Source organism: Longimicrobium terrae, assembly GCF_014202995.1.
In the GTDB taxonomy this organism is placed as follows: domain Bacteria; phylum Gemmatimonadota; class Gemmatimonadetes; order Longimicrobiales; family Longimicrobiaceae; genus Longimicrobium; species Longimicrobium terrae.
Genome location: NZ_JACHIA010000001.1, coordinates 373,782 through 392,555, shown reverse-complemented (window position 1 = coordinate 392,555; position 18,774 = coordinate 373,782). Strand labels below are relative to the sequence as shown.

The window sequence follows — 18,774 nt, the reverse complement described above, 5'->3', positions numbered from 1 at the left end:
GGCGGGTGGATCGCCATCCACCCGCCCCCGCATCTCGCTTCGTCCCTTCAGCCCTGCCGCGGCCCCGGGCGCTCGCCCCCGAATCCGCCGCCGCGAGGACGGTCGTATCCCCGCCCGGCGGACGGGCCGGCCCCGCGGTCAGCGCCACGCGGCGTGGGGCCGTACTCGCGGCCATACCGGCCCCCGCCGCGAGGTCCCGCGCCGGCTCCGCCCCGGAATCCGCCATCGTACGGGCTCGCCGCACCGCGGAATCCGCGATCGTATCCGGACGCCTGTGATCCACTGAATCCACTGTCGTATCCGGACACCCGTGATCCACCGAAACCACTGTTGTACCCGGACGCCCTTGATCCACCGGAACCGCCGCCGGATCCGCCCGGGGGCGATCCACTGAAGCCGCGGTCGTACCCGGGCGCCGCGCCAGGGCCGCGCGCCGCGTTCCATCCGCTACCGCTGGCGCGCTGGCCGCGGGGGCGCCGGTAGCCGCGCTCGTGATGGTCGTGGAGCGGGCCGGGGTCCACCGGGCGCGGTCCCGTGTTGATGGAATAGCCGCCGCTGCCGCCCTGGTAGCCGTCGCGGTAACCGCCCACCCAGGGCCGCTCGCCGTCCCACTCCGCTTCGGCGCGGTAGCCCTGGTCGTAGCCGCGGGCGCCGCTTTCCATCCGGTACTCCCACCCGTCGTGCCGTCCGTATCCCCTGTCGTACGCCATCGGACTCTCCTCGCGTTGTCCAGCGTGGTTCCGCGTCGCGGGCCGCGACCCGCGCTCCACCCTACAGTTCCACCTGCGTCAGACGCGTCCGCACGGTGAACGGGCCGTCCGGGCGCACGCCGCTGAGCGTCACGTCCGTCCCCGGCTGCCGCTCGCGCAGGGCACGGCGCAGGTCGCCCCCGCCTTCGATGGCCGTGTTGTCCAGGCGGGTGATGATGTCGCCGCGGCGGAGCCCGGCCCGCGCGGCGGGCGATCCGGCCACCACCTGCTGCAGGATGATGCCGCGCTGCACGGGGATGCCGAACTGCCGCGCCATCTCCGGCTCCACGTCGGCGTACGAGATGCCCAGGAAGGTCCGGCGGATGCGCCCCGTCGTCAGCAGCTGGTTGGCCAAGTCGGAGGCCAGGTTGATGGGCACGGCGAAGTTGAGGCCCACCGCGGCCACGTCCGGGCTGCCGCGCAGCACCAGCGTGTTGATGCCGATGACGCGGCCGCGCGAGTCCAGCAGCGGGCCGCCGCTGTTGCCCGGGTTCACCGCCGCGTCGGTCTGAATAAGTTCATCCAGCCCTACGCCGCCCGGACTGCGGTGCAGCGCGCTCACGATGCCGCGCGTCACGGTACGCTCCAGCGCCAGCGGGTTGCCGATGGCGATGGCCGTCTGCCCCACGTCCAGGTCGTCCGAGTTGCCGAGCGCGGCCGTGGGGAGGTTGGAGCCCTCCACGTCCACGATGGCGATGTCCACGCTGGGGTCGCTGCCTAGCACGCGCCCGGTGAGCACCTGCCCGTTGGCCAGGCCGATCTCCACCTGCCGCTGGTTGCCCACCACGTGCGCGTTGGTGATGATGACGCCGTCCGCGCGAATGATGACGCCGCTGCCGCTGCCTTCCGGCTGGACGACGCTCACCACCGCCGGCGACACCGTGCGCGCGGCCTGGATGACCAGCCCTTCCTCGCTCTGCTGCGCGGACTGCGCGTAGGCGAAGGGGATGCTCGGTGCCTTTGCCGCCAGCGACGCGCCCGCGCCGATTCCCACGCCCACGGCCAGCGCCGAGGCGATCCGTCCGATTCCGTTCATCTCCCTGATCCTTGCACAGAATGCCCGTCCCGCTCAGAACGGGGCGGGGATCTGAGCACCCCGCGTGCCGCACGGGGGGCAGGATAGAGGGTTTGTTCGATGAGCAGGAGATGGGACTAGGACGGTCCAGGTGCGCGGCGCGATGGTCTACGGCGGCCCCCACCCGGGCTCAACTATTCGCCCACCCTCCCCAAAAAAGACTGGGGGAGGGTTGATGGGGGCGGATGCTTCGGTGCGCGGAGCCGCGCGTTGGCGCTTACGATCCGCCGAGCGCGTCCGCGATCTGTGCGGCGGCGCGGCGGCCGGAGAGCAGCGCGCCCTCCACCGTGCTGTTGAGGCCGCCGGTCTGTGTCGCCTCTCCGGCAAAGAAGAGCGTTCCCTCCACCGGCCGGCCGAGCGCCTCCTGCGCGGGGAGCGCGCCGACGGGAACGTAGCTGTAGGCGCCGCGCGCGAGCGGATCGGCGGTCCAGTCGTGGACGTGCGCGGATTCCAGTTCGGCGTCCACCTCCTCGCGGGTGACGCCGAGCCAGCGGGCCATGTCGTCCAGCGCGGTCTGCACGGGATCGGCGCCGCCAGCCATCAGCCGCTCCGCCGCGGTGGCGCCGGCCCAGGCCACGATGGTGGGCACCTGGATGGGCGATTCCGTCCACCACGCCTGGAACGCGCCCTCCGGCTGCAGGAACTTCACTTCCTCGTCCGGATCGATCCCCGTCAGCTTGTGCCACAGGAACGAGCGGAAGCGGAACGTGATCTTGATGACGTGCGCAATGCCGAGCGCGCGCGCGGCGCGAAGCGTGTCCGCCGGTTCGGGATGGAAGGCGATCGCGCCCGGCTGGTCCGCGGCCGCCTGCAGCACGCCGAGCGGCACGGTGACGAGGACGGCGCGGGCGCGGAGGGGCGGCATCTCCGTTCCCGCCGCGGAGCGCGCATGGATGGTCGCCTCGCCCTTCTTCCAGTCGATGCGGTGGACGATCGTGTTCAGGCGGATGGCGCCGCGCGCGTCCAGGTCCATGCGCAGCGCCTCTGCCACGCGGTCAAAGCCGCCGAGCGGCTGATGGCGCACGTCGCCGCCGCCGCCGGCCTCGTCCTCTTCCGCCTTGGCGATCCACTGCACGCCCACTCGTTCCACCGGCGCGGCGTGAAAGCCTTCCACGTAGCGCTCGGCGGCGTCCTGCGTGCCGGCGTCGATGTCGCGGCAGCGGCGGTCCAGGAACTGGGCGAAGCTTTCGTCGCGGGCGGGCGGCGGGTCCAGGCGTTCCAGCACCTCGCCTACTTTGTCGAAGTCGCTGGGCTCCGCGCGGCCGTGGTCCACGCGCCAGAAGCCGCCGGTGCTGCGGTACGCCGCGCCTCCACCCGCGCGCAGCAGGTCCCACGCCTGACCGGGGATGTCGACGAACGAGGCGCCCATCTCCACGGGGAGCGGATGATCGCCGTCGCGCAGCGTGTAGATGCGCCCGCCCACGCGGTCGCGCGCCTCCAGCACACGCACGGTCAGCCCCGCCGCGCACAGGTCGCGCGCCGCCGCCAGCCCGCTTACCCCCGCGCCAATCACCACCACGTCCAACTGATCGTCATCCATCCAATCGCTCCTGTGTTTCGATCTGTTGGAATGCGGGCAAGAGGCGTACTCCGGCCGCGCCAGTGTATCACCGTCTGTGGAACTGCCGTTTCACACGGAGGCCACGGAGGATGCACGGAGGTCACGGAGGAAGAGCAACAGACTGGATCACGCAGAGCAGCAGAGCAGCAGAGGAAAAACAAGAACAACGTCAACAATGTCTTTATCTGTTCTCTGCTCCTCTGCTGCTCTGCGTGAGATTCTGTGGTTTTCAGGACGGAGCGCCCCCGGGGACGAGGGTCCGCGGGGGCGTTCAGGATCGTGATTGGATAACGGGATCAGGCGGGGCGTTCGCGCTTCAGTACTGCGCGGAAATGGAGGTCGGCGGTGGAATCGAGGAAGTCGATGTTCACCAGCTCCCAACCCGTGCTGCCCAACTCGTTCAGACGCGCTTCCACCGCCTTGGGGCTGACGGTCTGAAAGAAGCCGCTGCGCTCCACCTCGTCCGGAGTCAGGACGTAGTATTCCCAGGTCTTCATTTCGGGTTCCCTTGAATGAAAAGGATCAGGCGACCGGCTGAATGCGAAGCTGCTTGTCCGTCTGCGTGTCCAGAATGTACAGCGCGTCCAGCAGGCGCACGCGCAGCGTTCCGGGGCCGATGGAGCCGGACGCCGCCATCTCGCCCGCGAGGCCGAAGAAGGCGAGCGCGTACGCGGCGGCGTGCACCGGATCCTTTTCCACCGCCAGAAAGGCGCCGGTGATGACGGTGAGCGCGCATCCCAATGCCGTCACGCGCGTCATCATGGGGTCGCCGTGGTGGATGGCCAGCGTGCGCGTGCCGTCCGTCACGTGGTCCACCGCGCCGGTGACGGAAACCACGCACCCCAGCGAGGCCGCGAGCGCGGACGCGGCTTCCCGCGCCTCCTCGGGCGTGCGCGTGCTGTCGACGCCCTTGGTGCCGCCCACCTCGCCCGCCAGCGTCAGGATCTCGGACGCGTTGCCGCGGATCACCGTCGGATGGCGGCGCGCGAGGTCTGCCGCCACGCCGGTGCGGTACGGCGTCGCTCCGGCGCCCACGGGGTCCAGGACCCACGGCGTGCCGCGCGCGGCGGCGCTCCCGATCGCCAGCTCCATCCCCCGCACCCACGGCGGCGACAGCGTGCCGATGTTGATGGTGAGCGCCGCGCTGATGGCGGCGAAGTCGGCGGCTTCCTCTTCGGCGTGCACCATCGCCGGCGAGGCGCCGATGGCGAGCAGCGCGTTTGCCGCCACGTCCATCGCCACGTAGTTGGTGATGCAGTGCACCAGGGGCGCCTGCTGGCGAAGCCGGGCGAGCGCGTCCCAGCCGCGGCTGGCGTCGAATGCGGTCTGGATCACGGATTCAGCCGGTGGAGGGACGGCGCGGCGGCTCGGCGCGGAGTGACGTACGTGGCGGATCGCGGGCGGATCACGCCTCGTCCTCGCCGGCGTAGCTGCAGCCGGAGGTGCACGTCTCGCGCACGACGACGCGGCTCAGCAGGGGCAGGCGGGGGCGCAGGCGCGTCCAGATCCACCGGGCGAGCACCTCGCTGGTGGGGTTCTCGAGCCCTTCGATGTCGTTCAGGTAGTTGTGGTCCAGCTGCTCAAACAGGGGGCGGAACGCCGCCTTGAGGTCGGCGAAATCCATCACCCAGCCGAACGTGGGATGCAGCGGCCCCTGAACGTGGATCTGCACGCGGTAGGAATGCCCGTGCAGCCGTGCGCACTTGTGCTCCGGCGGCAGGTTGGGCAGGCGGTGCGCCGACTCGAACCCGAACTCCTTGAAGATCTCCACCCGACTTCTCCCGTAATGCTGAATCCGTTGCAGCCGGGGAGTTTAGGGGAAAGGGAAGGAGAAAGGAAGTGCGTGAGTGCGTTAGTGCGGGGTGCGTGAGTGCGGGAACGGCAGGGGATGAAGGGCCGGCGTGCGGGGCGGGGTTCGCGGGCGGCCCCCGCCCGGGCCGGCACCACCGGCCGCGCGGAGGAGGAGAACTGCAACTCATCGCGTTCCGGAGGGTGTGGCGCGGCGGCGGGCAGCCCTCTCCCCCCGGCCCCCTCTCCCGCAAGCGGGAGAGGGGGAGACCTCATCGCGAAGGCTGGCTTCGGCGCGTATCGGCGGGTTTTGCCTGGCGGTTGGAAACGCGCCTTGAAAGACACGAACTCCGCCTCAGCGAACTGCCGCGGCTGTGTCGCGGGTCCCCAATGCAGTTGAAGCCCCGAACGGCGCCTGTGGGCGTCGTGCCGGGGCTTCCCGCTGTTGGAGCGGCGGATTCATTCGCTCCAGATACTCGCCGCCGCGACATACTCCGCCGCACGCACCGCCCTGTCAGCCCGCCCCAACCCTCCCCCAGTCTTTTTGGGGGGAGGGTGGGCCGGTGGTGCCGGCCCGGGTGGGGGCCGCCGTGGGCCCATTCGCGTCCACCGGTCTCCGCCTTCGGACTGCTGTTCGCACTCACGCACTCACGCACCCAGCACTCACGCACTTCCGTCACCCATGAGAGATCGCCGCGCCCGACGTCGCGATGCCGATCACGATCAGCGCGGCGACCTGCGCGGCGGCCAGGAGCGCCCATCCCCGCGGACCGTCCAGCTGCTTGCGCCACATCGCACGCAGCCCCGAAGCCGCGGCCACTACCCACGCCCCCACCGCGCCCCACTGCTGGTGCGCCTCTATCGCCATGCTCCCGGACGGCTGGCGCGCCGCGATCGCGTCCAGGGCGCTCTGTCCCGTCAGGAACGACAGCAGCACGCAGGCGCCGCCCAGAATCAGCAGCGAACTGGCGAACCCGCGCAGCTCCGGACGCCGGACCGTCACCGCGATCAGGTCCGCCAGCGCGCCGATCAGGATGAGCGCCACGGGAAAGTGCGCCAGAAAGATGTGTGCAGTCACGATGAGTGTGTCGAAGCGGGAAGAAGCCGCGGAGGCGCGGCGGGCCGGAACGCGAGCGAGCCCCCCGGGACAGCGTCCGCGGGAGGCTCGGTCCGTCCGTCGGAGCGTGGAACTATTCGATGGTGTGCGAGCCGTCGGCCTCGCTCTCGGAGGTGCCGCGGCGCGCCTTGCGGCGGTCCGAAAGCGTCCACCAGAGCAGAATGAGCCCGAACAGCGTCCACACCACCCCCGGAACCCCGATCCCGCCCGGCAGCGTGCCCAGGCCGTAGCCCAGCGCCATTCCGCCCACCACCGCGGCCACGATGTTGATCCACGGAGAAGAAAGTACGTCGCGCATCAGTGATTGCGTGCCCGGTTGCCGCGGGTGACCAGCAGGTCGAAGGCGATGCGGCGCGCGATCTTGTACGCCACGAAGGCGATGCCCGCGCCCAGCGCCAGAAAGAACACCATCGCCGTGGACTCCAGCAGGCCCCACACGAACAGGAGCCACAGGTACCCCGCCGCGATCACCGCCGCCGGCACCCACGCCCACTGGCTGCTGCGGCGGATCAGCGAGCCGCGGCAGGCGGCGCAGCGCCCATCGTCGTCCGGGCGCTCGCCCTCCTTGCGCGCGGCACAGGCCGAGCAGTCAAAGGGCGGATGCTCCTCCACGGCCGAGACGGGCGCGGCCATCAGAGGCGCCGGATGACGGCGTCCGCGATGGACGACGTGGTTCCCGTGCCGCCCAGGTCGGGCGTCAGGCTGTCCTTTTCCAGCACGGTCGCGGTGAACGCCTTGCGGATGCGCGCGCCCTCGTCGCGCATTCCCAGGTGCTCCAGCATCATCACGCCGGCCGTCAGCAGCGCCAGCGGGTTGGCGACGCCCTTGCCCGCGATGTCCGGCGCGGAGCCGTGCACCGCCTCGAAGATCGACGCGTCCTTGCCGATGTTGGCGCCCGGAGCCAGCCCCAGCCCGCCCACCAGCCCGGCGATCAGGTCGGAGAGGATGTCGCCGAACATGTTCTCGCAGACAATCACGTCGAACTTGGCGGGGTCCATCACCAGCATCATGGCCGCCGCGTCGATGATGCGGTCCTCGAACTCCACGCGGCCCGCGTACTCCTTGGCCATCTCGCGGCCCACGTCCAGAAACAGGCCCTGCGTGTACTTGAGGATGTTGGCCTTGTGCGCCAGCGTGACCTTCTTGCGGCCGTGCTGTACGGCGTACTCGAACGCGTAGCGGAGAATGCGGTCCACGCCGAAGCGGGTCACGAGCATCACCGACTCGGCCGCCGCGCGCGGATCGCCGCCGATGCCCACGTAGTGCTCCACCCCGCTGTACAGCCCCTCGGTGTTTTCGCGGATCAGGACGATGTCCACGTCCTGGTACCGCCCGCCCGGCACCAGCGTCTTGGCCGGGCGCACGTTGGCGTACAGGTCGAACTCCTTGCGGAGCGCCACGTTGATGGAGCGGAAGCCCACGCCCACCGGGGTGGTGAGCGGCCCCTTGAGCGCCACGCGGGTGGCGCGGATGGACTCCAGCGTTTCCGGCGGAATCGGCGTGTTGTGGCGTTCGATGGCGCTCACGCCGGCGTCGCGGCGGTCCCACTGGATGTCGGCGCCGGTCGCCTCGATCACGCGCACCACGGCTTCCGTGATTTCCGGCCCGATCCCGTCTCCGGGGATCAGCGTAACGGTATGCGGCATCTGCCTGGTCTTCTGTCTGTCGGGGCGGGCGCCTGCCCGCGTTCGGTCGGTCTTTTTCCTTGTGATCGTCCGTCGTGCAAGACGGATGCGAGCACACGCGCGGGCACCGCCGGTTCCGCGCCGCGCGCGGCATTCAAGCTAGAGGGCGCGCCGGTTCAGCGCGAGTCCGGCACCACCATCCGCGCCGCCAGCGACGCCGCGGCCGAGGTGATCAGCGCCGGGTCCTCCGCCTCCGCGGCACGGCCGTCCGCCTCGCCGAACCACACGATCATCCCCGAGCGCGCGTCCACCACCGACGCGTTCAGCCGCAGCCGCGACCCGGTGCTGTCCGTCACCATCGTCGCGCTGCGGGGGATGACCACCAGCCGCGCCTCGGTGAGCGCCATGTAGCGGCGCACCACGTCCGCCAGCGGCCCGCCGATGCGCCGCACGCCATCCACCATCCACGGCCCCGGCGGCAGCCCGGCCGGGTCCCCCGCCAGCGTGGGCGACTGGCGCAGCAGGTGGCGCAGCCGCTCCGGCGCGATCCACTGCGTCCGCGTGTCGCGCCCGGTGAGCGCGGTCACGATCTCGGTGGTGATCCGCTCGCGGTTGAAGCTGAGCCCCGCCGAGGCCTGTACAGGAAGGATCAGCACGCGCTGCCCGCCCAGGTCCATCGGCGCGATGGCCGTGGGTACGGAAACGGGTGGGGGCGTGGCGGCGGGCGCGGCGGGGCGCCCTCCGCAGGCAGCCAGCGCCAGCGCGCAGGCGAGCGCGGTCCACCGCCGGGCGGGGCCGCGGCGGGACGGATGGGGCATGCGCATTCTCAGAGCAGGTGTCCGCCGTCGACGGGAACGACGGTTCCGGTAATGTGGCGGGCGTATTCCGAGCACAGAAACACGACCACGTTGGCCACGTCCTGCGGGTCGCCCAGGCGGCCCAGCACGGAGCGCTCGCGGGCGGTGTCCAGGATCTCCGCCGGGACGCCGCTGGTGAGCCGGTTGGTGCGGATGTACCCCGGCGCCACCGCGTTGACGTTGATGTTGCTGGGCCCCAGCTCCAGCGCCGCGCTCCGTGTAAGCCCCAGCAGCCCGGCCTTGCTGGCGCTGTAGTTGGCCAGGCCGAACTCGCTGCGGATGGCGTGCACCGACGAGACGTTGACGATCTTGCCGTCGTGCTGGCGGCGGAAGGTGGGGGCCAGCGCGCGGATCATGTGAAAGGCGCCGGTGAGGTTGGTGTCCAGCACCGTGCGCCATTGCTCATCCGTAAGCCGCCACAGGGCGCGGTCGCGGCCGATGCCGGCGTTGTTGACCAGGATGTGGACGCGCCCGAACTCCGTCCGCGTGTTCTTGATGAAGCGCTCCACCGCCTCGGGGTCGCGCACGTCGCACTTTTCGCAGCGCACGCGCACCTCCAGCTGGCGGATCAGCCGCTCGGTCTCCGCGGCTTCTTCCTCCGCGTCGTCGGTGCCGTCGTACGAAAAGTAGTTGAAGGCCACGTGCACGCCGTGCCGCGCAAACTCCAGCGCCACGGCCCGCCCGATCCCCGACGCGCCGCCGGTGATGATGGCGACGCGGCCCCGCAGGCTCATCCCGTAGTTCAGGGACTGCGACTGGGTTTCCTCGTTCAGGTCCTCCAGCAGCTGGTCAACCGTGTCCGCGGCGGAGCTGGTGACGGTGGAGGGCACCTCCGGTACGGAGGGATACGAGGATTCCTCCGGCGGATGAGGCTGGTCGTGAGCGGGATGGCGTGGGGGCATCCGGCGACCGGAAGGTGGGGGATGAAAAGCGTGGAACTCGCGATGAATTGTACGTGCCTGACGGGGGGCGGGCAAGCGACAGGCCACGCGCCGCGGGGCTTTCCCCAAATTCCGCCGCCGCTTTCCCCTCACCCCATCCACTCCCCGCCACCGCCGGGACAGAAGCTCTGTTGTGTGCAGAAGCCTTGTCGATGGACGGCGGCTCCGGACCGCCGCCCTCCATCCTCCCGTCAGTCCGTTCGATCGGCCGGTTCCGTGCGGGCGGCGGCGGCCAGCGCTCCCGCGCCCAGCCCGAACCCGAGCACCGCGCTCATCCCCACGCCCACCATCGGTACGGGAAACGCGCCGAACGCCGGCGCCAGCGCGACCGCGGCGCCGAACACGGCCAGCGCGATCCCCGCCGTCCGCGCCCGTCCCGATACCCGCAGCGGGACCAGGACCGTCGCGCCGAGCAGCCCGGCGGCCACAATCGCCATCAACGGCGACCAGCGCCACGCGAGCTGGATGATCTCCTCCACCTCCGGCACCGGGAGGAGCGGATCGGGCCGCAGCCACGCCGCCGCGATCGCCGCCACGACGGCGACCATCCCGCCCGCCCTCACCACCGCCGGCCCGCGCATCGCCATCAGGATGACGATCATCGCCGCGCCAAAGGCCGTGGCCTGCGAGGCGTCCGGCTGGAGGACCAGCAGGCCGAGGATGGCGGCCGCCGCCAGCCATCCCCACCGCCACTCGCTGCGCGCGGCGAGGGCCACGACCGCCGCGGGTAGCAGCACCGCCGCGGCGTTGATGTGCAGCGGGCCTGCGTCGATCCACCGGTGCACGCCGTCCTGCGGGGCGTTCAGCAGCGTACCGGCGAGCGCGACGGGTGCGGCGAGCAGAAACCCGGGGAGCGACCCGGGCTGCCTCGCCACGACCCAGGCCAAGCCCGCGCCCACGACCCAGGAAACGAGGTTGCGCGCCCACGAGCCAGTGGACACGCCGTGCGCCGAGGCGATCACGCACCCCGCGGCGACGGCAAGAAACGAGAGCACGGCAAAGCCGGCAAAGAACCGGCGGCCGTCATCGACAGCAGCGCTGCCATTCATTTGTGGAGCGGTGGCGGAGGGGGCTAACGATGGGGAGTCCTGCGGAGACAACAGGGTCCCGCTCCAGATTCGGAGCGGGACCCGAGAGCTGAGGAACGAAACCGCCGTTCCCGGCGGTCCCTATTCCCTATTCCCTACTTCCCTATTCCCTGCTTCCCTGCGGTTCCCTCAGTACGGCGACGCCTCGTAGTTGTCGATCTGCGCGCGCTGCAGCTTCCCGGAGTAGTCCAGGTAGCAGACCTTGGTTTCCGAGTAGAACTCGTACACTTCCCAGCCGCCCTCGCGGTGGCCGTTTCCGGTCTGCTTCACGCCGCCGAACGGCAGGTGCGCCTCGGCGCCGATCGTCGGCGCGTTGACGTAGGTGATGCCGTTGTCCAGGTCCTGGAACGCGCGGAACGAGGCCACGGCGTCACGCGTATAGACCGAGCTGCTGAGCCCGTACTTCACTTCGTTGTTGATGCGGATCGCCTCGTCCAGATCGTTGAAGCGGATCACGCTCAGCACCGGGCCGAAGATTTCTTCCGTGGCCAGGCGAGAACCGGGCTTCACGTCCACGAAGATGGTCGGCTGCACGAAGAAGCCGTCGTCCAGCCCCTCGCCGGTGGCGCGCTCGCCGCCCAGGACGAGCGTGGCCTCCTGCTTTCCGATCTCGAAGTATTCCTCGACCTTGGTGCGCGACGCCTCGTGAATCAGCGGGCCGACGTCCACGTCCTTTTCCAGCCCGTAGCCCAGCTTGAGCTTCTTGGCGCGCTCAATCAGGCGCTCCACGAACTCGTCGTGGATGTCGGTGTGCAGCAGCAGGCGGCTCGTCGCGGTGCAGCGCTGGCCCGTGGTGCCGAACGCGCCCCACAGCACGCCGTCGATCGCCAGGTCCAGGTCGGCGTCCGGCATCACGATCTGCGCGTTCTTGCCGCCCATCTCCAGGGACAGACGCTTGTGCATGCGCCCGCACACCTGGCCGATGTGCGAACCCGTCTCGGTCGATCCGGTAAAGGAGATGACCGGGATTTCGGGATGCTCCACGATGGCCGCGCCCACTTCTTCGCCCAAGCCGTGGACGAGGTTCACGACGCCGGCCGGGATTCCCGCTTCCTCAAGGATCTCCACCAGCAGGGCCACCGTGTGCGGCGTGTCTTCCGCCGGCTTGATGATGACGCTGTTTCCGCACACCAGGGCGGGGAACATCTTCCACGTGGGAATGGCCAGCGGGAAGTTGAACGGGGTGATGAGGCCCGTCACGCCGATGGGGCGGCGCACGCTCATCGCCCACTTGTTGCGCAGTTCCGACGGCACCGTCTTGCCGAACAGGCGGCGGCCCTCGACGCCGGCGTAGTAGGCCGTGTCGATGCCTTCCTGCAGGTCGCCGCGCGTTTCCTGCAGCGTCTTGCCCATTTCGCGCGTGGCGGCCTTGGCGATCTCGTCCTTACGGGCGGTCAGCAGGTCGCCCACCTTGCGCAGCACGTCGCCGCGGGCCGGGGCGGGCGTCAGGCGCCACTCCGCGAAGCCCTTCTTGGCCGCCGCCACGGCACGGTCCACGTCTTCGCGGCCGCTGCGGGGGAACAGGCCGATCAGGTCCGACTGCTTGGCCGGATTGCGGTTCTCAAAGTAGTTGCCGGTCGACGGCGCAACCCACTCGCCCCCGATGAAATTCTTGAACTGGTCCGCCATGCTCGTTTCGCGTGGAGGGTGCTGGGCGGGCTCTCCCTTGAGCCGGTCCGGATGAAGCCGGTTAATCTAACCCGCGCGGCAAGTGGGGCAAACGCGGGCAAGGTGATAGGTGGGATGGATGGACTGAAACAAGGCGTGGGCGAGTCCGTGCGGGGCGGGAGAGTTGGCTTGTCGCAGGCCAGATCCTTCGGTCGCGCATGATTCGGCGCCGGGGATGGCGCGGTGCGCGCTCCCTCAGGATGACATGGAAGTAGGGCGTCCGCGGATGCCGCGCCTCATGCATGGCACTGGCAGACGACGATCTGCACTGCGACTGAGTGCCTGCGCAACCGCCGTCGTCGCCCTTCGGACGCCGCCAGCGGCGGGTGTCCAGCGGCGGGTCCACGCGTGTCGTCCTTTGGACGACGGATTCGGACGCAACTTCAGTCAGCGCCCAAAACCATGTCATCCTGAGGAGGCGCCGGCCGAGCCCTCCGTCGGACCGGATTCTGGCGCCGACGAAGGATCTACTTTCCGGGCGAGCCAACCGTGATGGTCACACCGCACCAGCCCCGGCGCTGAGTACCATCCGACAAAGAAACGGGCCATCCCGGCGTCCGCCGAAGAGGCCCGTCATCGTCCGAAAAAGAACGCCAGCGTGCTACAGTTTCACCACGCCGAACGCGAACATGAGCGTGGCGATGCCCATCAGGATCATCGACCAGAACGCCCACAGCTTGTAGAACGCCAGCGACGGGTGCAGCCGCTTGTACAGCCAGGCCATCAACCACCCCCCGCCGAACGTCCCCACCATCCACGCCAGGCTGATGAGCGCCCAGGCGCCCGCGCCGCCCCGCGTCACCCTTCGCGCACCAGGTCGTAGCGCTCGATCTTCTTGTACAGGTTGCTGCGCGGCATGTCGATGATGCGCGCCGTTTCCGACACGTTCCAGTCGTTTTCGCGCAGCTTCTGCAGGATGAACGCGCGCTCCGCCGCCTCCTTGAACTCCGCGAACGTCGCGCACCCCAGCAGGTCGCCGGACAGCCCGCCGCCCTTCATCTTGCCGCCCACCAGCAGGTCCACATCCTCTCCCGTCACGGACGCGCCGGACGCAAGGATCAGCAGGCGCTCCACCGTGTTGCGCAGTTCGCGCACGTTGCCGGGCCAGTCCATACGCTGCAGCCGGTCCAGCGCCTCGTCGGTGAACTGCTTGGGACGCATGTTGGACTGCCGCGCGTTCGCCTCCACGAAGTGGCGCACGAGCATGCTGATGTCTTCCCGCCGCTCGCGCAGGGAAGGGACGATGAGCGGAATGACGTTCAGCCGGTAGTACAGGTCCTCACGAAAGCGGCCAGCGGCGATCTCGTCCTCGACGTCCTTGTTGGTGGCCGCCAGCACGCGCACGTCCACCTGAATGGGCTTGGCGCCGCCCACCCGCGTCACGATCCCCTCCTGCAGCGCGCGCAGCACCTTGGCCTGCGCGGCCAGGCTCATGTCGCCGATTTCGTCCAGAAACAGCGTGCCGCCGTCCGCCAGCTCGAACTTGCCGGCACGGTCCTCGTGCGCGCCGGTGAACGAGCCCTTCATGTGGCCGAACAGCTCGGATTCAATCAGTTCCGACGGAATGGCGGCGCAGTTCAGCTCGATGAACGCCTTGTCCGCGCGGGGCGACAGGCGGTGGATGGCACGGGCGACCAGCTCCTTGCCCGTACCGTTCTCGCCGGTGATGAGCACGCGCGCGTCCGTCGGCGCCACCTTTTCCACCCGGTCCAGCACCTGCCTCAGCGCGAAGCTGCGGCCCACAATCTGGTGCCGGCTCTCGATCTCGCCGCGCAGCCGCTGGTTTTCCTGCACCAGCCCCTGCTGCTGCAGCGCGTTGCGCAGGACGAGCAGAAGCCGGTCGGTATCCAGCGGCTTTTCGAGAAAGTCGTAGGCGCCGCGGCGGGTGGCTTCCACGGCCGTATCGATGGTCCCATGCCCGCTGATCATGATGATGACGGCGGCGGGATCGTGCTCGCGGATCTTGGTCAGCGCCTCCAGGCCGTCCATGCGCGCCATCTTGACGTCCAGAAAGGTGACGTCCGGCTGGAATTCCGCGTAGATGCTGATGGCCTCCGCGCCGCCGCCGGCCGAGCGGACCTCGTGGTCCTCGTACTCGAACAGCTGGTGCAGCACCCGGCGGATGCCTTCTTCGTCGTCGACGACCAGAATGCGTGCCATGGTCGGAATCTATCTGCTGAAGCGGTGTGCGTTCGGTGATCGCGCCGCGGAGGCGAAGCGATGGATGGGACGGATGTGACGGAAACGGTGTGGCGGTAACGATGGGTGCGGTCCGGACAGTGGGGCGCGGCGGCAGGCAGCCCTCACCCCCCGGCCCCCTCTCCCGCAAGCGGGAGAGGGGGAGACCTCAGCACGAGGGCGGGCTTCGGCACGCTCCTGCGGGTTTCTGCCTTGGGGACGGCTCGTGGCGGTGTCGCTATTTCGCAAGGACCAGTTCGCCGTTTTCGACGCGCGCGGAGCCGACGCCCGGGGGCAGTTGGACGCCGACTTCGTCTTCGGCCAGCTGCGTGTCCGTGGGGAGGCGCAGGTTCTTGAGCAGTGGCAGGTAACGGTCGCGCGGGACGGCGACCTTGGCGAAGCGCGCATCCTGCACGCGCAGCGCGGCACGTCCCTCCGCCACCATCCGCATCGTTCCATCCACCATCACGTCCGCCGTGTCCGGGACGAACTGCGCCGCCGCGCCGAACTTCTCCAGCGGGAGCTTGTCCTTGGGAACGCGGCCGTCCACGCGGATCTTCTCGCCTTCAAAGGAGATGATGGGCGTCTCCAGATCCTGCGCAAAGCGCTGCGCCATCCGGTAGCGGACATAGCTGGTGAACTCGATTCCGCTCAGCCGCACCGTGTCGCCGTCTTCGCGCAGGCGCTTCAGCTTTTCATCCGCCGAAACGGCGCCCGCTTCCGACACCTCGGTCACCACGCGGCTTCGCTGCCACGGCCCGGGAATCAGCCCGCGGAACGTCCACAGTCCCGCGGCCACCAGGGCCAGCAGCACCAGCAGCAACACCTTTCCCCCCGCACCACGCGCCATCCGCTTCTCCTTCATCGAGTTGCCGCATTTCCGGCTCTCAGCTACCCGCCGGCTCCGGCCCCGGTTCCGCCGCGCCCGCGATGCGCGCCACGGCGGCCGCCGCCCAGTCCACCTCATCCTCCGTGGTCGCCCAGCCGATGCTGAAGCGCACCGCACCCGTGCGGCCCGTGCCCAACAGGTCGTGCTGCTCCGGCGCGCAGTGAAGCCCGGCGCGCACCAGCACCCCCGCCTCGCGGTCAAGCCGCGTCGCCAGTTCCGCCGCGTCCATCGCCGCCGCCGCGATGGTCACGATCCCCACGCCGTCCGGAGCGGGCGGGCTGAGCACCGTGATTCCGGCGATGCAGTCCAGCGCGTACCACAGCCGCAGCTTGAGCAGCGATTCGCGCGCGTGAAGGGCGGGAACGCCGCGCTCCATCACCCATTGCACGCCGGCCAGCAGACCCGCGATCCCCGGCCCGTTCTGCGACCCCGCCTCCAGCCGGTCCGGCAGCAGTTCCGGCATGTCCGGCGAATCGGAATCGCCGCCCGTTCCGCCAAAGAACGTCGGTCCTACCTCCACACCCTCGCGCGCCCAGAGCCCGCCCGTGCCCTGCGGCCCCAGCAGCCCCTTGTGCCCGGTAAAGGCCAGCAGGTCGATGCCCATCGCCTGCACGTCGATCGGCAGGTGGCCGGCGGACTGCGCCGCATCCACCAGCACCAGCGCGCCCACATCGTGCGCCAGCGCCGCGAGTTCCGCCACAGGGAGCGCCGTCCCCAGCACGTTGTTGGCGTGGGTGATGACGAGCAGGCGCGCCGGTTCGCCGTTTCCCGCCAGCGCACGCGCGGCTTCGTCCAGATCCACCGAGCCGTCCGGCGCGCCGCGCAGCACGGTCTGGCGAACGCCGCGCGCCATCAACGCGTTTACGGGACGGCGGACGGCGTTGTGGTCGTACGCGGTGCGCACTACGCGATCGCCGGAGCGCAGCAGCCCCAGCAGCGCCACGTTGAGCGCGTGCGTGGCGTTCAGCTGAAAGGTGAGGCGGCCGGGATCGCCGGGAAGGTTGAAGAGCTCCGCCAGCGCCCGCCGGCAGCGGAAGACGACGCGGCCGGCCTCCACCGCGCGCCGGTGCCCCGCGCGCCCCGGTGTGGCGCCGATGCCGCGCAGGTAGTCGCCCACCGCGTCGATGACCGCGTCCGGGCGGATGGCGGAGGTGGCCGCGTAGTCCAGGTAGACCGGCGCGTCCGCGTTCATGCGGTGGCGGAATCCGGCTCGTCGTCGTCCGCCAGATCCAGCGCGACGTAGCGAAAGCCGGCTACCTTGACCGCGGCCGCGATCCGCGCGCCCTCGTCGCCTATCATGCGTTCCCACGCGTCCGCGGGGACGCGCACGGCGGCCATTTCGCGCTCGTGCCCTTCCACCGACACGTCGGCGCCGGCGATTCCGTGCTCCGCGAGCGCGGCCAGGGCGAGCGGCACGCGCGGATCGGCCGTCACAGCGCCGCGCCCAGTTGCACGAGCTGCACGCCCGCGAGGCCCTCGTTCAGCGCGCCGCGGCGGTAGCCCTGCAGGTCGATGAGCACGCGCCCGAACCCGGCGGACCGCACCGCGCGCAGCATCTCCGCACGGTGCGCGGTCACGCGGTGAAGCTCGTCCGGATGCACCTCAAGCCGCGCGACGGAGCCGTGATGGCGGACGCGGAAGTCGCGGAAGCCGAGGGCCCGCAGCCCCAGTTCCGCGCGCTCGATCTGCTTCAGCCGCTCCGGCGTGACCGACAGGCCGTAGGGGATGCGCGAGGCCAGGCAGGGCGCGGCGGGCTGGTCCCACGTGGGGAGCCCCAGCTCGTGCGACCAGGCGCGGATCTCCGCCTTGGTGAGCCCGGCTTCCAGCAGCGGCGAGCGCACGTCGTTTTCCGTCGCGGCCACGGCGCCCGGGCGGTGGTCGCCCACGTCGTCCGCGTTGGCGCCGTCCAGCACGGTATTGTATCCGCGCTCCCGCGCCAGGGCGGAAAGGCGGCCCCACAGCTCCGACTTGCAGAAGTAGCAGCGGTTGCTGGGATTGGCCGCGTAGCGCGGGTCATCCATTTCCCGCGTTTCCAGTTCCAGCCACGGAATGCCGAATTCCTCCGCGACGCCGCGCGCCGTGTCTTCCATCCACGAGGCGATGCTGTCGCTCTTTCCCGTCACCGCGAGCACGCGTTCGGGCCCCAGCACCTGCACGGCGACGCGGGCCAGAAAGACGGAATCCACCCCGCCGCTGTAGCCCACGACAACGGAGCCGCAGTCGCGGAGCAGGGATTGAAGGTGCTGACGCTTGGACTCGGGAACCATCAGGCGCGAACCACGGGATGCGGGAAACACAAAGGGCGCGCGAAAGATAGGCGCGCCCTCCGGTGCACCGCCAGCGGATGCGTTCAGTCCGCCGCGGCGGGCGTGGCGAGCGGGGGCGCGGCGGCGGTCAGCTTTACCGTCCGGCCGCGGCGCGCGCGACCCATCAGCTCGAAGCCGATGATGGGGAGCGCCAGGGGGATGGAAAGAAAAAGCGCGATGTCGGCCACGTTGCCGGGCGGCAGCCAGTACGGCCCCCAGCGGAACGAGAGGTAGTCGGTGACGCCCCAGTGAATGACGCGTTCGCCCAGGTTGCCCAGCATGCCGCCGCAGATCATCCCCACGAACAGCCACGCCCAGCGCCGCTGCGTGTTTGACAGGCGGTGGGCGCGACCCATGATCTGCATCAGCACCAGCACGCCCAGCATGGAGGCCACCAGCGCCAGCACCTTGCGCCCGCCCAGGGGCAGGTTGTCCCACAGCCCCAGGATCATGGCGTGGTTGCGCACGTGCCAGAGCGCGACCGCGTTGGGAATGACCTCGCGGAACTCCTCCTGCGCCATCGTCCGGGTGATGGCGAATTTGACCGCCCAGTCCGCCAGCGCCACGCCCAGCGCGATCCACAGCGCCGGCCTCCAGCCGCGCATGGGCTCCACATCGCTCGCGCGCCGTCCGCGGTTGGCGCCGTCGCGGGGGGTGGCGCGCCGCTCCCCCATCATCCGATAAACAACTCGCTGCATCGTGCCGCCGCCCGGTTCATACGTTTCCGGATTTCCGCGGCGGAAGATTACAAGATGCGGGCCGGGCGGGACCGCAGGGAAACGCACCGCACACTTTCCGCCGTCACGCTCTCCAACGCCGCTTTCCCGCTCCCGGGACACGACACCGGCCGTGGTTCCGCCGCGTCCATCCACGCAGCCGATTTCGGTGGATTTGACGCGTGGGGAGTTTCCTCGCGGGTGGATGATGGCGGT

At 70.1% G+C, this 18,774-nt stretch carries 21 protein-coding genes; all 21 read right to left on the bottom strand.

Annotated features, from left to right (window positions below; all coding sequences use genetic code 11):
* Positions 1 to 47 precede the first annotated feature (47 nt).
* Positions 48 to 710 (bottom strand): hypothetical protein, encoded by a 663-nt coding sequence (locus HNQ61_RS29105; protein ID WP_170031071.1) that lies wholly within the window; start codon positions 708 to 710, stop codon positions 48 to 50.
* A 61-nt stretch (positions 711 to 771) separates the two neighbouring features.
* On the bottom strand, positions 772 to 1,785 hold the full coding sequence (locus HNQ61_RS01750) for a S1C family serine protease (protein ID WP_170031069.1): 1,014 nt from the start codon (positions 1,783 to 1,785) through the stop codon (positions 772 to 774).
* Positions 1,786 to 2,041: 256 nt separating this feature from the next.
* Positions 2,042 to 3,364: a flavin monoamine oxidase family protein gene (locus HNQ61_RS01745; RefSeq protein WP_170031067.1), complete on the bottom strand. Its 1,323-nt coding sequence runs from the start codon at positions 3,362 to 3,364 to the stop codon at positions 2,042 to 2,044.
* 317 nt (positions 3,365 to 3,681) lie between these two features.
* On the bottom strand, positions 3,682 to 3,882 hold the full coding sequence (locus HNQ61_RS01740) for a DUF4177 domain-containing protein (protein ID WP_170031065.1): 201 nt from the start codon (positions 3,880 to 3,882) through the stop codon (positions 3,682 to 3,684).
* Between the two features lie 25 nt (positions 3,883 to 3,907).
* Positions 3,908 to 4,717: a hydroxyethylthiazole kinase gene (gene thiM, locus HNQ61_RS01735; protein WP_170035835.1), complete on the bottom strand. Its 810-nt coding sequence runs from the start codon at positions 4,715 to 4,717 to the stop codon at positions 3,908 to 3,910.
* Between the two features lie 73 nt (positions 4,718 to 4,790).
* Positions 4,791 to 5,156 carry a 6-carboxytetrahydropterin synthase QueD gene (queD, locus tag HNQ61_RS01730; protein WP_170031063.1) on the bottom strand — a complete coding sequence of 122 codons (366 nt, stop codon included), beginning with the start codon at positions 5,154 to 5,156 and terminating at the stop codon, positions 4,791 to 4,793.
* 693 nt (positions 5,157 to 5,849) lie between these two features.
* Positions 5,850 to 6,251, bottom strand: coding sequence for a DUF2231 domain-containing protein (locus HNQ61_RS01725; protein ID WP_170031061.1), 402 nt, complete (start codon positions 6,249 to 6,251; stop codon positions 5,850 to 5,852).
* Between the two features lie 112 nt (positions 6,252 to 6,363).
* Positions 6,364 to 6,588: a hypothetical protein gene (locus HNQ61_RS01720; protein ID WP_170031059.1), complete on the bottom strand. Its 225-nt coding sequence runs from the start codon at positions 6,586 to 6,588 to the stop codon at positions 6,364 to 6,366.
* Positions 6,588 to 6,923, bottom strand: a complete 336-nt coding sequence (locus HNQ61_RS01715; protein ID WP_170031057.1) for a hypothetical protein — start codon at positions 6,921 to 6,923, stop codon at positions 6,588 to 6,590. The genes HNQ61_RS01720 and HNQ61_RS01715 overlap by 1 nt, the downstream gene beginning before the upstream one ends.
* On the bottom strand, positions 6,923 to 7,936 hold the full coding sequence (locus HNQ61_RS01710) for an isocitrate/isopropylmalate dehydrogenase family protein (RefSeq protein WP_170031055.1): 1,014 nt from the start codon (positions 7,934 to 7,936) through the stop codon (positions 6,923 to 6,925). The genes HNQ61_RS01715 and HNQ61_RS01710 overlap by 1 nt, the downstream gene beginning before the upstream one ends.
* 155 nt (positions 7,937 to 8,091) lie before the next feature.
* Positions 8,092 to 8,733 (bottom strand): hypothetical protein, encoded by a 642-nt coding sequence (locus tag HNQ61_RS01705; RefSeq protein ID WP_170031053.1) that lies wholly within the window; start codon positions 8,731 to 8,733, stop codon positions 8,092 to 8,094.
* 8 nt (positions 8,734 to 8,741) lie between these two features.
* Complete coding sequence (locus HNQ61_RS01700) at positions 8,742 to 9,674, bottom strand: SDR family NAD(P)-dependent oxidoreductase (protein ID WP_170031051.1); 933 nt, start codon at positions 9,672 to 9,674, stop codon at positions 8,742 to 8,744.
* 230 nt (positions 9,675 to 9,904) lie between these two features.
* Complete coding sequence (locus HNQ61_RS01695; protein ID WP_170031049.1) at positions 9,905 to 10,762, bottom strand: hypothetical protein; 858 nt, start codon at positions 10,760 to 10,762, stop codon at positions 9,905 to 9,907.
* 168 nt (positions 10,763 to 10,930) lie between these two features.
* On the bottom strand, positions 10,931 to 12,430 hold the full coding sequence (locus tag HNQ61_RS01690; RefSeq protein ID WP_170031047.1) for an aldehyde dehydrogenase family protein: 1,500 nt from the start codon (positions 12,428 to 12,430) through the stop codon (positions 10,931 to 10,933).
* A 640-nt stretch (positions 12,431 to 13,070) separates the two neighbouring features.
* The gene (locus HNQ61_RS01685) at positions 13,071 to 13,271 is read right to left on the bottom strand and encodes a hypothetical protein (protein ID WP_170031045.1); all 201 of its coding nucleotides are present in this window, start codon (positions 13,269 to 13,271) and stop codon (positions 13,071 to 13,073) included.
* Positions 13,268 to 14,629, bottom strand: coding sequence for a sigma-54-dependent transcriptional regulator (locus HNQ61_RS01680; protein ID WP_170031043.1), 1,362 nt, complete (start codon positions 14,627 to 14,629; stop codon positions 13,268 to 13,270). Before HNQ61_RS01680 ends, HNQ61_RS01685 begins: the two co-directional genes overlap by 4 nt.
* A 256-nt stretch (positions 14,630 to 14,885) precedes the next feature.
* Positions 14,886 to 15,497 carry a hypothetical protein gene (locus HNQ61_RS01675; RefSeq protein ID WP_170031041.1) on the bottom strand — a complete coding sequence of 204 codons (612 nt, stop codon included), beginning with the start codon at positions 15,495 to 15,497 and terminating at the stop codon, positions 14,886 to 14,888.
* Between the two features lie 37 nt (positions 15,498 to 15,534).
* Positions 15,535 to 16,728 carry an aminotransferase class V-fold PLP-dependent enzyme gene (locus tag HNQ61_RS01670; protein WP_170031039.1) on the bottom strand — a complete coding sequence of 398 codons (1,194 nt, stop codon included), beginning with the start codon at positions 16,726 to 16,728 and terminating at the stop codon, positions 15,535 to 15,537.
* Positions 16,725 to 16,970, bottom strand: coding sequence for an adenine nucleotide alpha-hydrolase family protein (locus tag HNQ61_RS01665; protein ID WP_170031037.1), 246 nt, complete (start codon positions 16,968 to 16,970; stop codon positions 16,725 to 16,727). Before HNQ61_RS01665 ends, HNQ61_RS01670 begins: the two co-directional genes overlap by 4 nt.
* Entirely contained in the window at positions 16,967 to 17,803 is an 837-nt protein-coding gene (gene larE / locus HNQ61_RS01660; protein ID WP_170031035.1) for an ATP-dependent sacrificial sulfur transferase LarE, read from the bottom strand. Before larE ends, HNQ61_RS01665 begins: the two co-directional genes overlap by 4 nt.
* Before the next feature lie 83 nt (positions 17,804 to 17,886).
* Entirely contained in the window at positions 17,887 to 18,540 is a 654-nt protein-coding gene (locus HNQ61_RS01655) for a signal peptidase II (protein WP_170031033.1), read from the bottom strand.
* Positions 18,541 to 18,774: the final 234 nt, after the last annotated feature.

What these genes read in the sequence shown, in the direction of transcription:
- HNQ61_RS01695 (WP_170031049.1), bottom strand. Translation starts at nt 10,762, where the DNA reads ATGAATGGCAGCGCTGCTGTCGATGACGGCCGCCGGTTCTTTGCCGGC.
- HNQ61_RS01700 (WP_170031051.1), bottom strand. Translation starts at nt 9,674, where the DNA reads ATGCCCCCACGCCATCCCGCTCACGACCAGCCTCATCCGCCGGAGGAA.
- HNQ61_RS01670 (WP_170031039.1), bottom strand. Translation starts at nt 16,728, where the DNA reads ATGAACGCGGACGCGCCGGTCTACCTGGACTACGCGGCCACCTCCGCC.
- HNQ61_RS01715 (WP_170031057.1), bottom strand. Translation starts at nt 6,923, where the DNA reads ATGGCCGCGCCCGTCTCGGCCGTGGAGGAGCATCCGCCCTTTGACTGC.
- HNQ61_RS29105 (WP_170031071.1), bottom strand. Translation starts at nt 710, where the DNA reads ATGGCGTACGACAGGGGATACGGACGGCACGACGGGTGGGAGTACCGG.
- HNQ61_RS01745 (WP_170031067.1), bottom strand. Translation starts at nt 3,364, where the DNA reads ATGGATGACGATCAGTTGGACGTGGTGGTGATTGGCGCGGGGGTAAGC.
- HNQ61_RS01740 (WP_170031065.1), bottom strand. Translation starts at nt 3,882, where the DNA reads ATGAAGACCTGGGAATACTACGTCCTGACTCCGGACGAGGTGGAGCGC.
- HNQ61_RS01690 (WP_170031047.1), bottom strand. Translation starts at nt 12,430, where the DNA reads ATGGCGGACCAGTTCAAGAATTTCATCGGGGGCGAGTGGGTTGCGCCG.
- HNQ61_RS01720 (WP_170031059.1), bottom strand. Translation starts at nt 6,588, where the DNA reads ATGCGCGACGTACTTTCTTCTCCGTGGATCAACATCGTGGCCGCGGTG.
- larE (WP_170031035.1), bottom strand. Translation starts at nt 17,803, where the DNA reads ATGGTTCCCGAGTCCAAGCGTCAGCACCTTCAATCCCTGCTCCGCGAC.
- HNQ61_RS01680 (WP_170031043.1), bottom strand. Translation starts at nt 14,629, where the DNA reads ATGGCACGCATTCTGGTCGTCGACGACGAAGAAGGCATCCGCCGGGTG.
- HNQ61_RS01750 (WP_170031069.1), bottom strand. Translation starts at nt 1,785, where the DNA reads ATGAACGGAATCGGACGGATCGCCTCGGCGCTGGCCGTGGGCGTGGGA.
- HNQ61_RS01705 (WP_170031053.1), bottom strand. Translation starts at nt 8,733, where the DNA reads ATGCCCCATCCGTCCCGCCGCGGCCCCGCCCGGCGGTGGACCGCGCTC.
- HNQ61_RS01655 (WP_170031033.1), bottom strand. Translation starts at nt 18,540, where the DNA reads ATGCAGCGAGTTGTTTATCGGATGATGGGGGAGCGGCGCGCCACCCCC.
- HNQ61_RS01710 (WP_170031055.1), bottom strand. Translation starts at nt 7,936, where the DNA reads ATGCCGCATACCGTTACGCTGATCCCCGGAGACGGGATCGGGCCGGAA.
- HNQ61_RS01675 (WP_170031041.1), bottom strand. Translation starts at nt 15,497, where the DNA reads ATGGCGCGTGGTGCGGGGGGAAAGGTGTTGCTGCTGGTGCTGCTGGCC.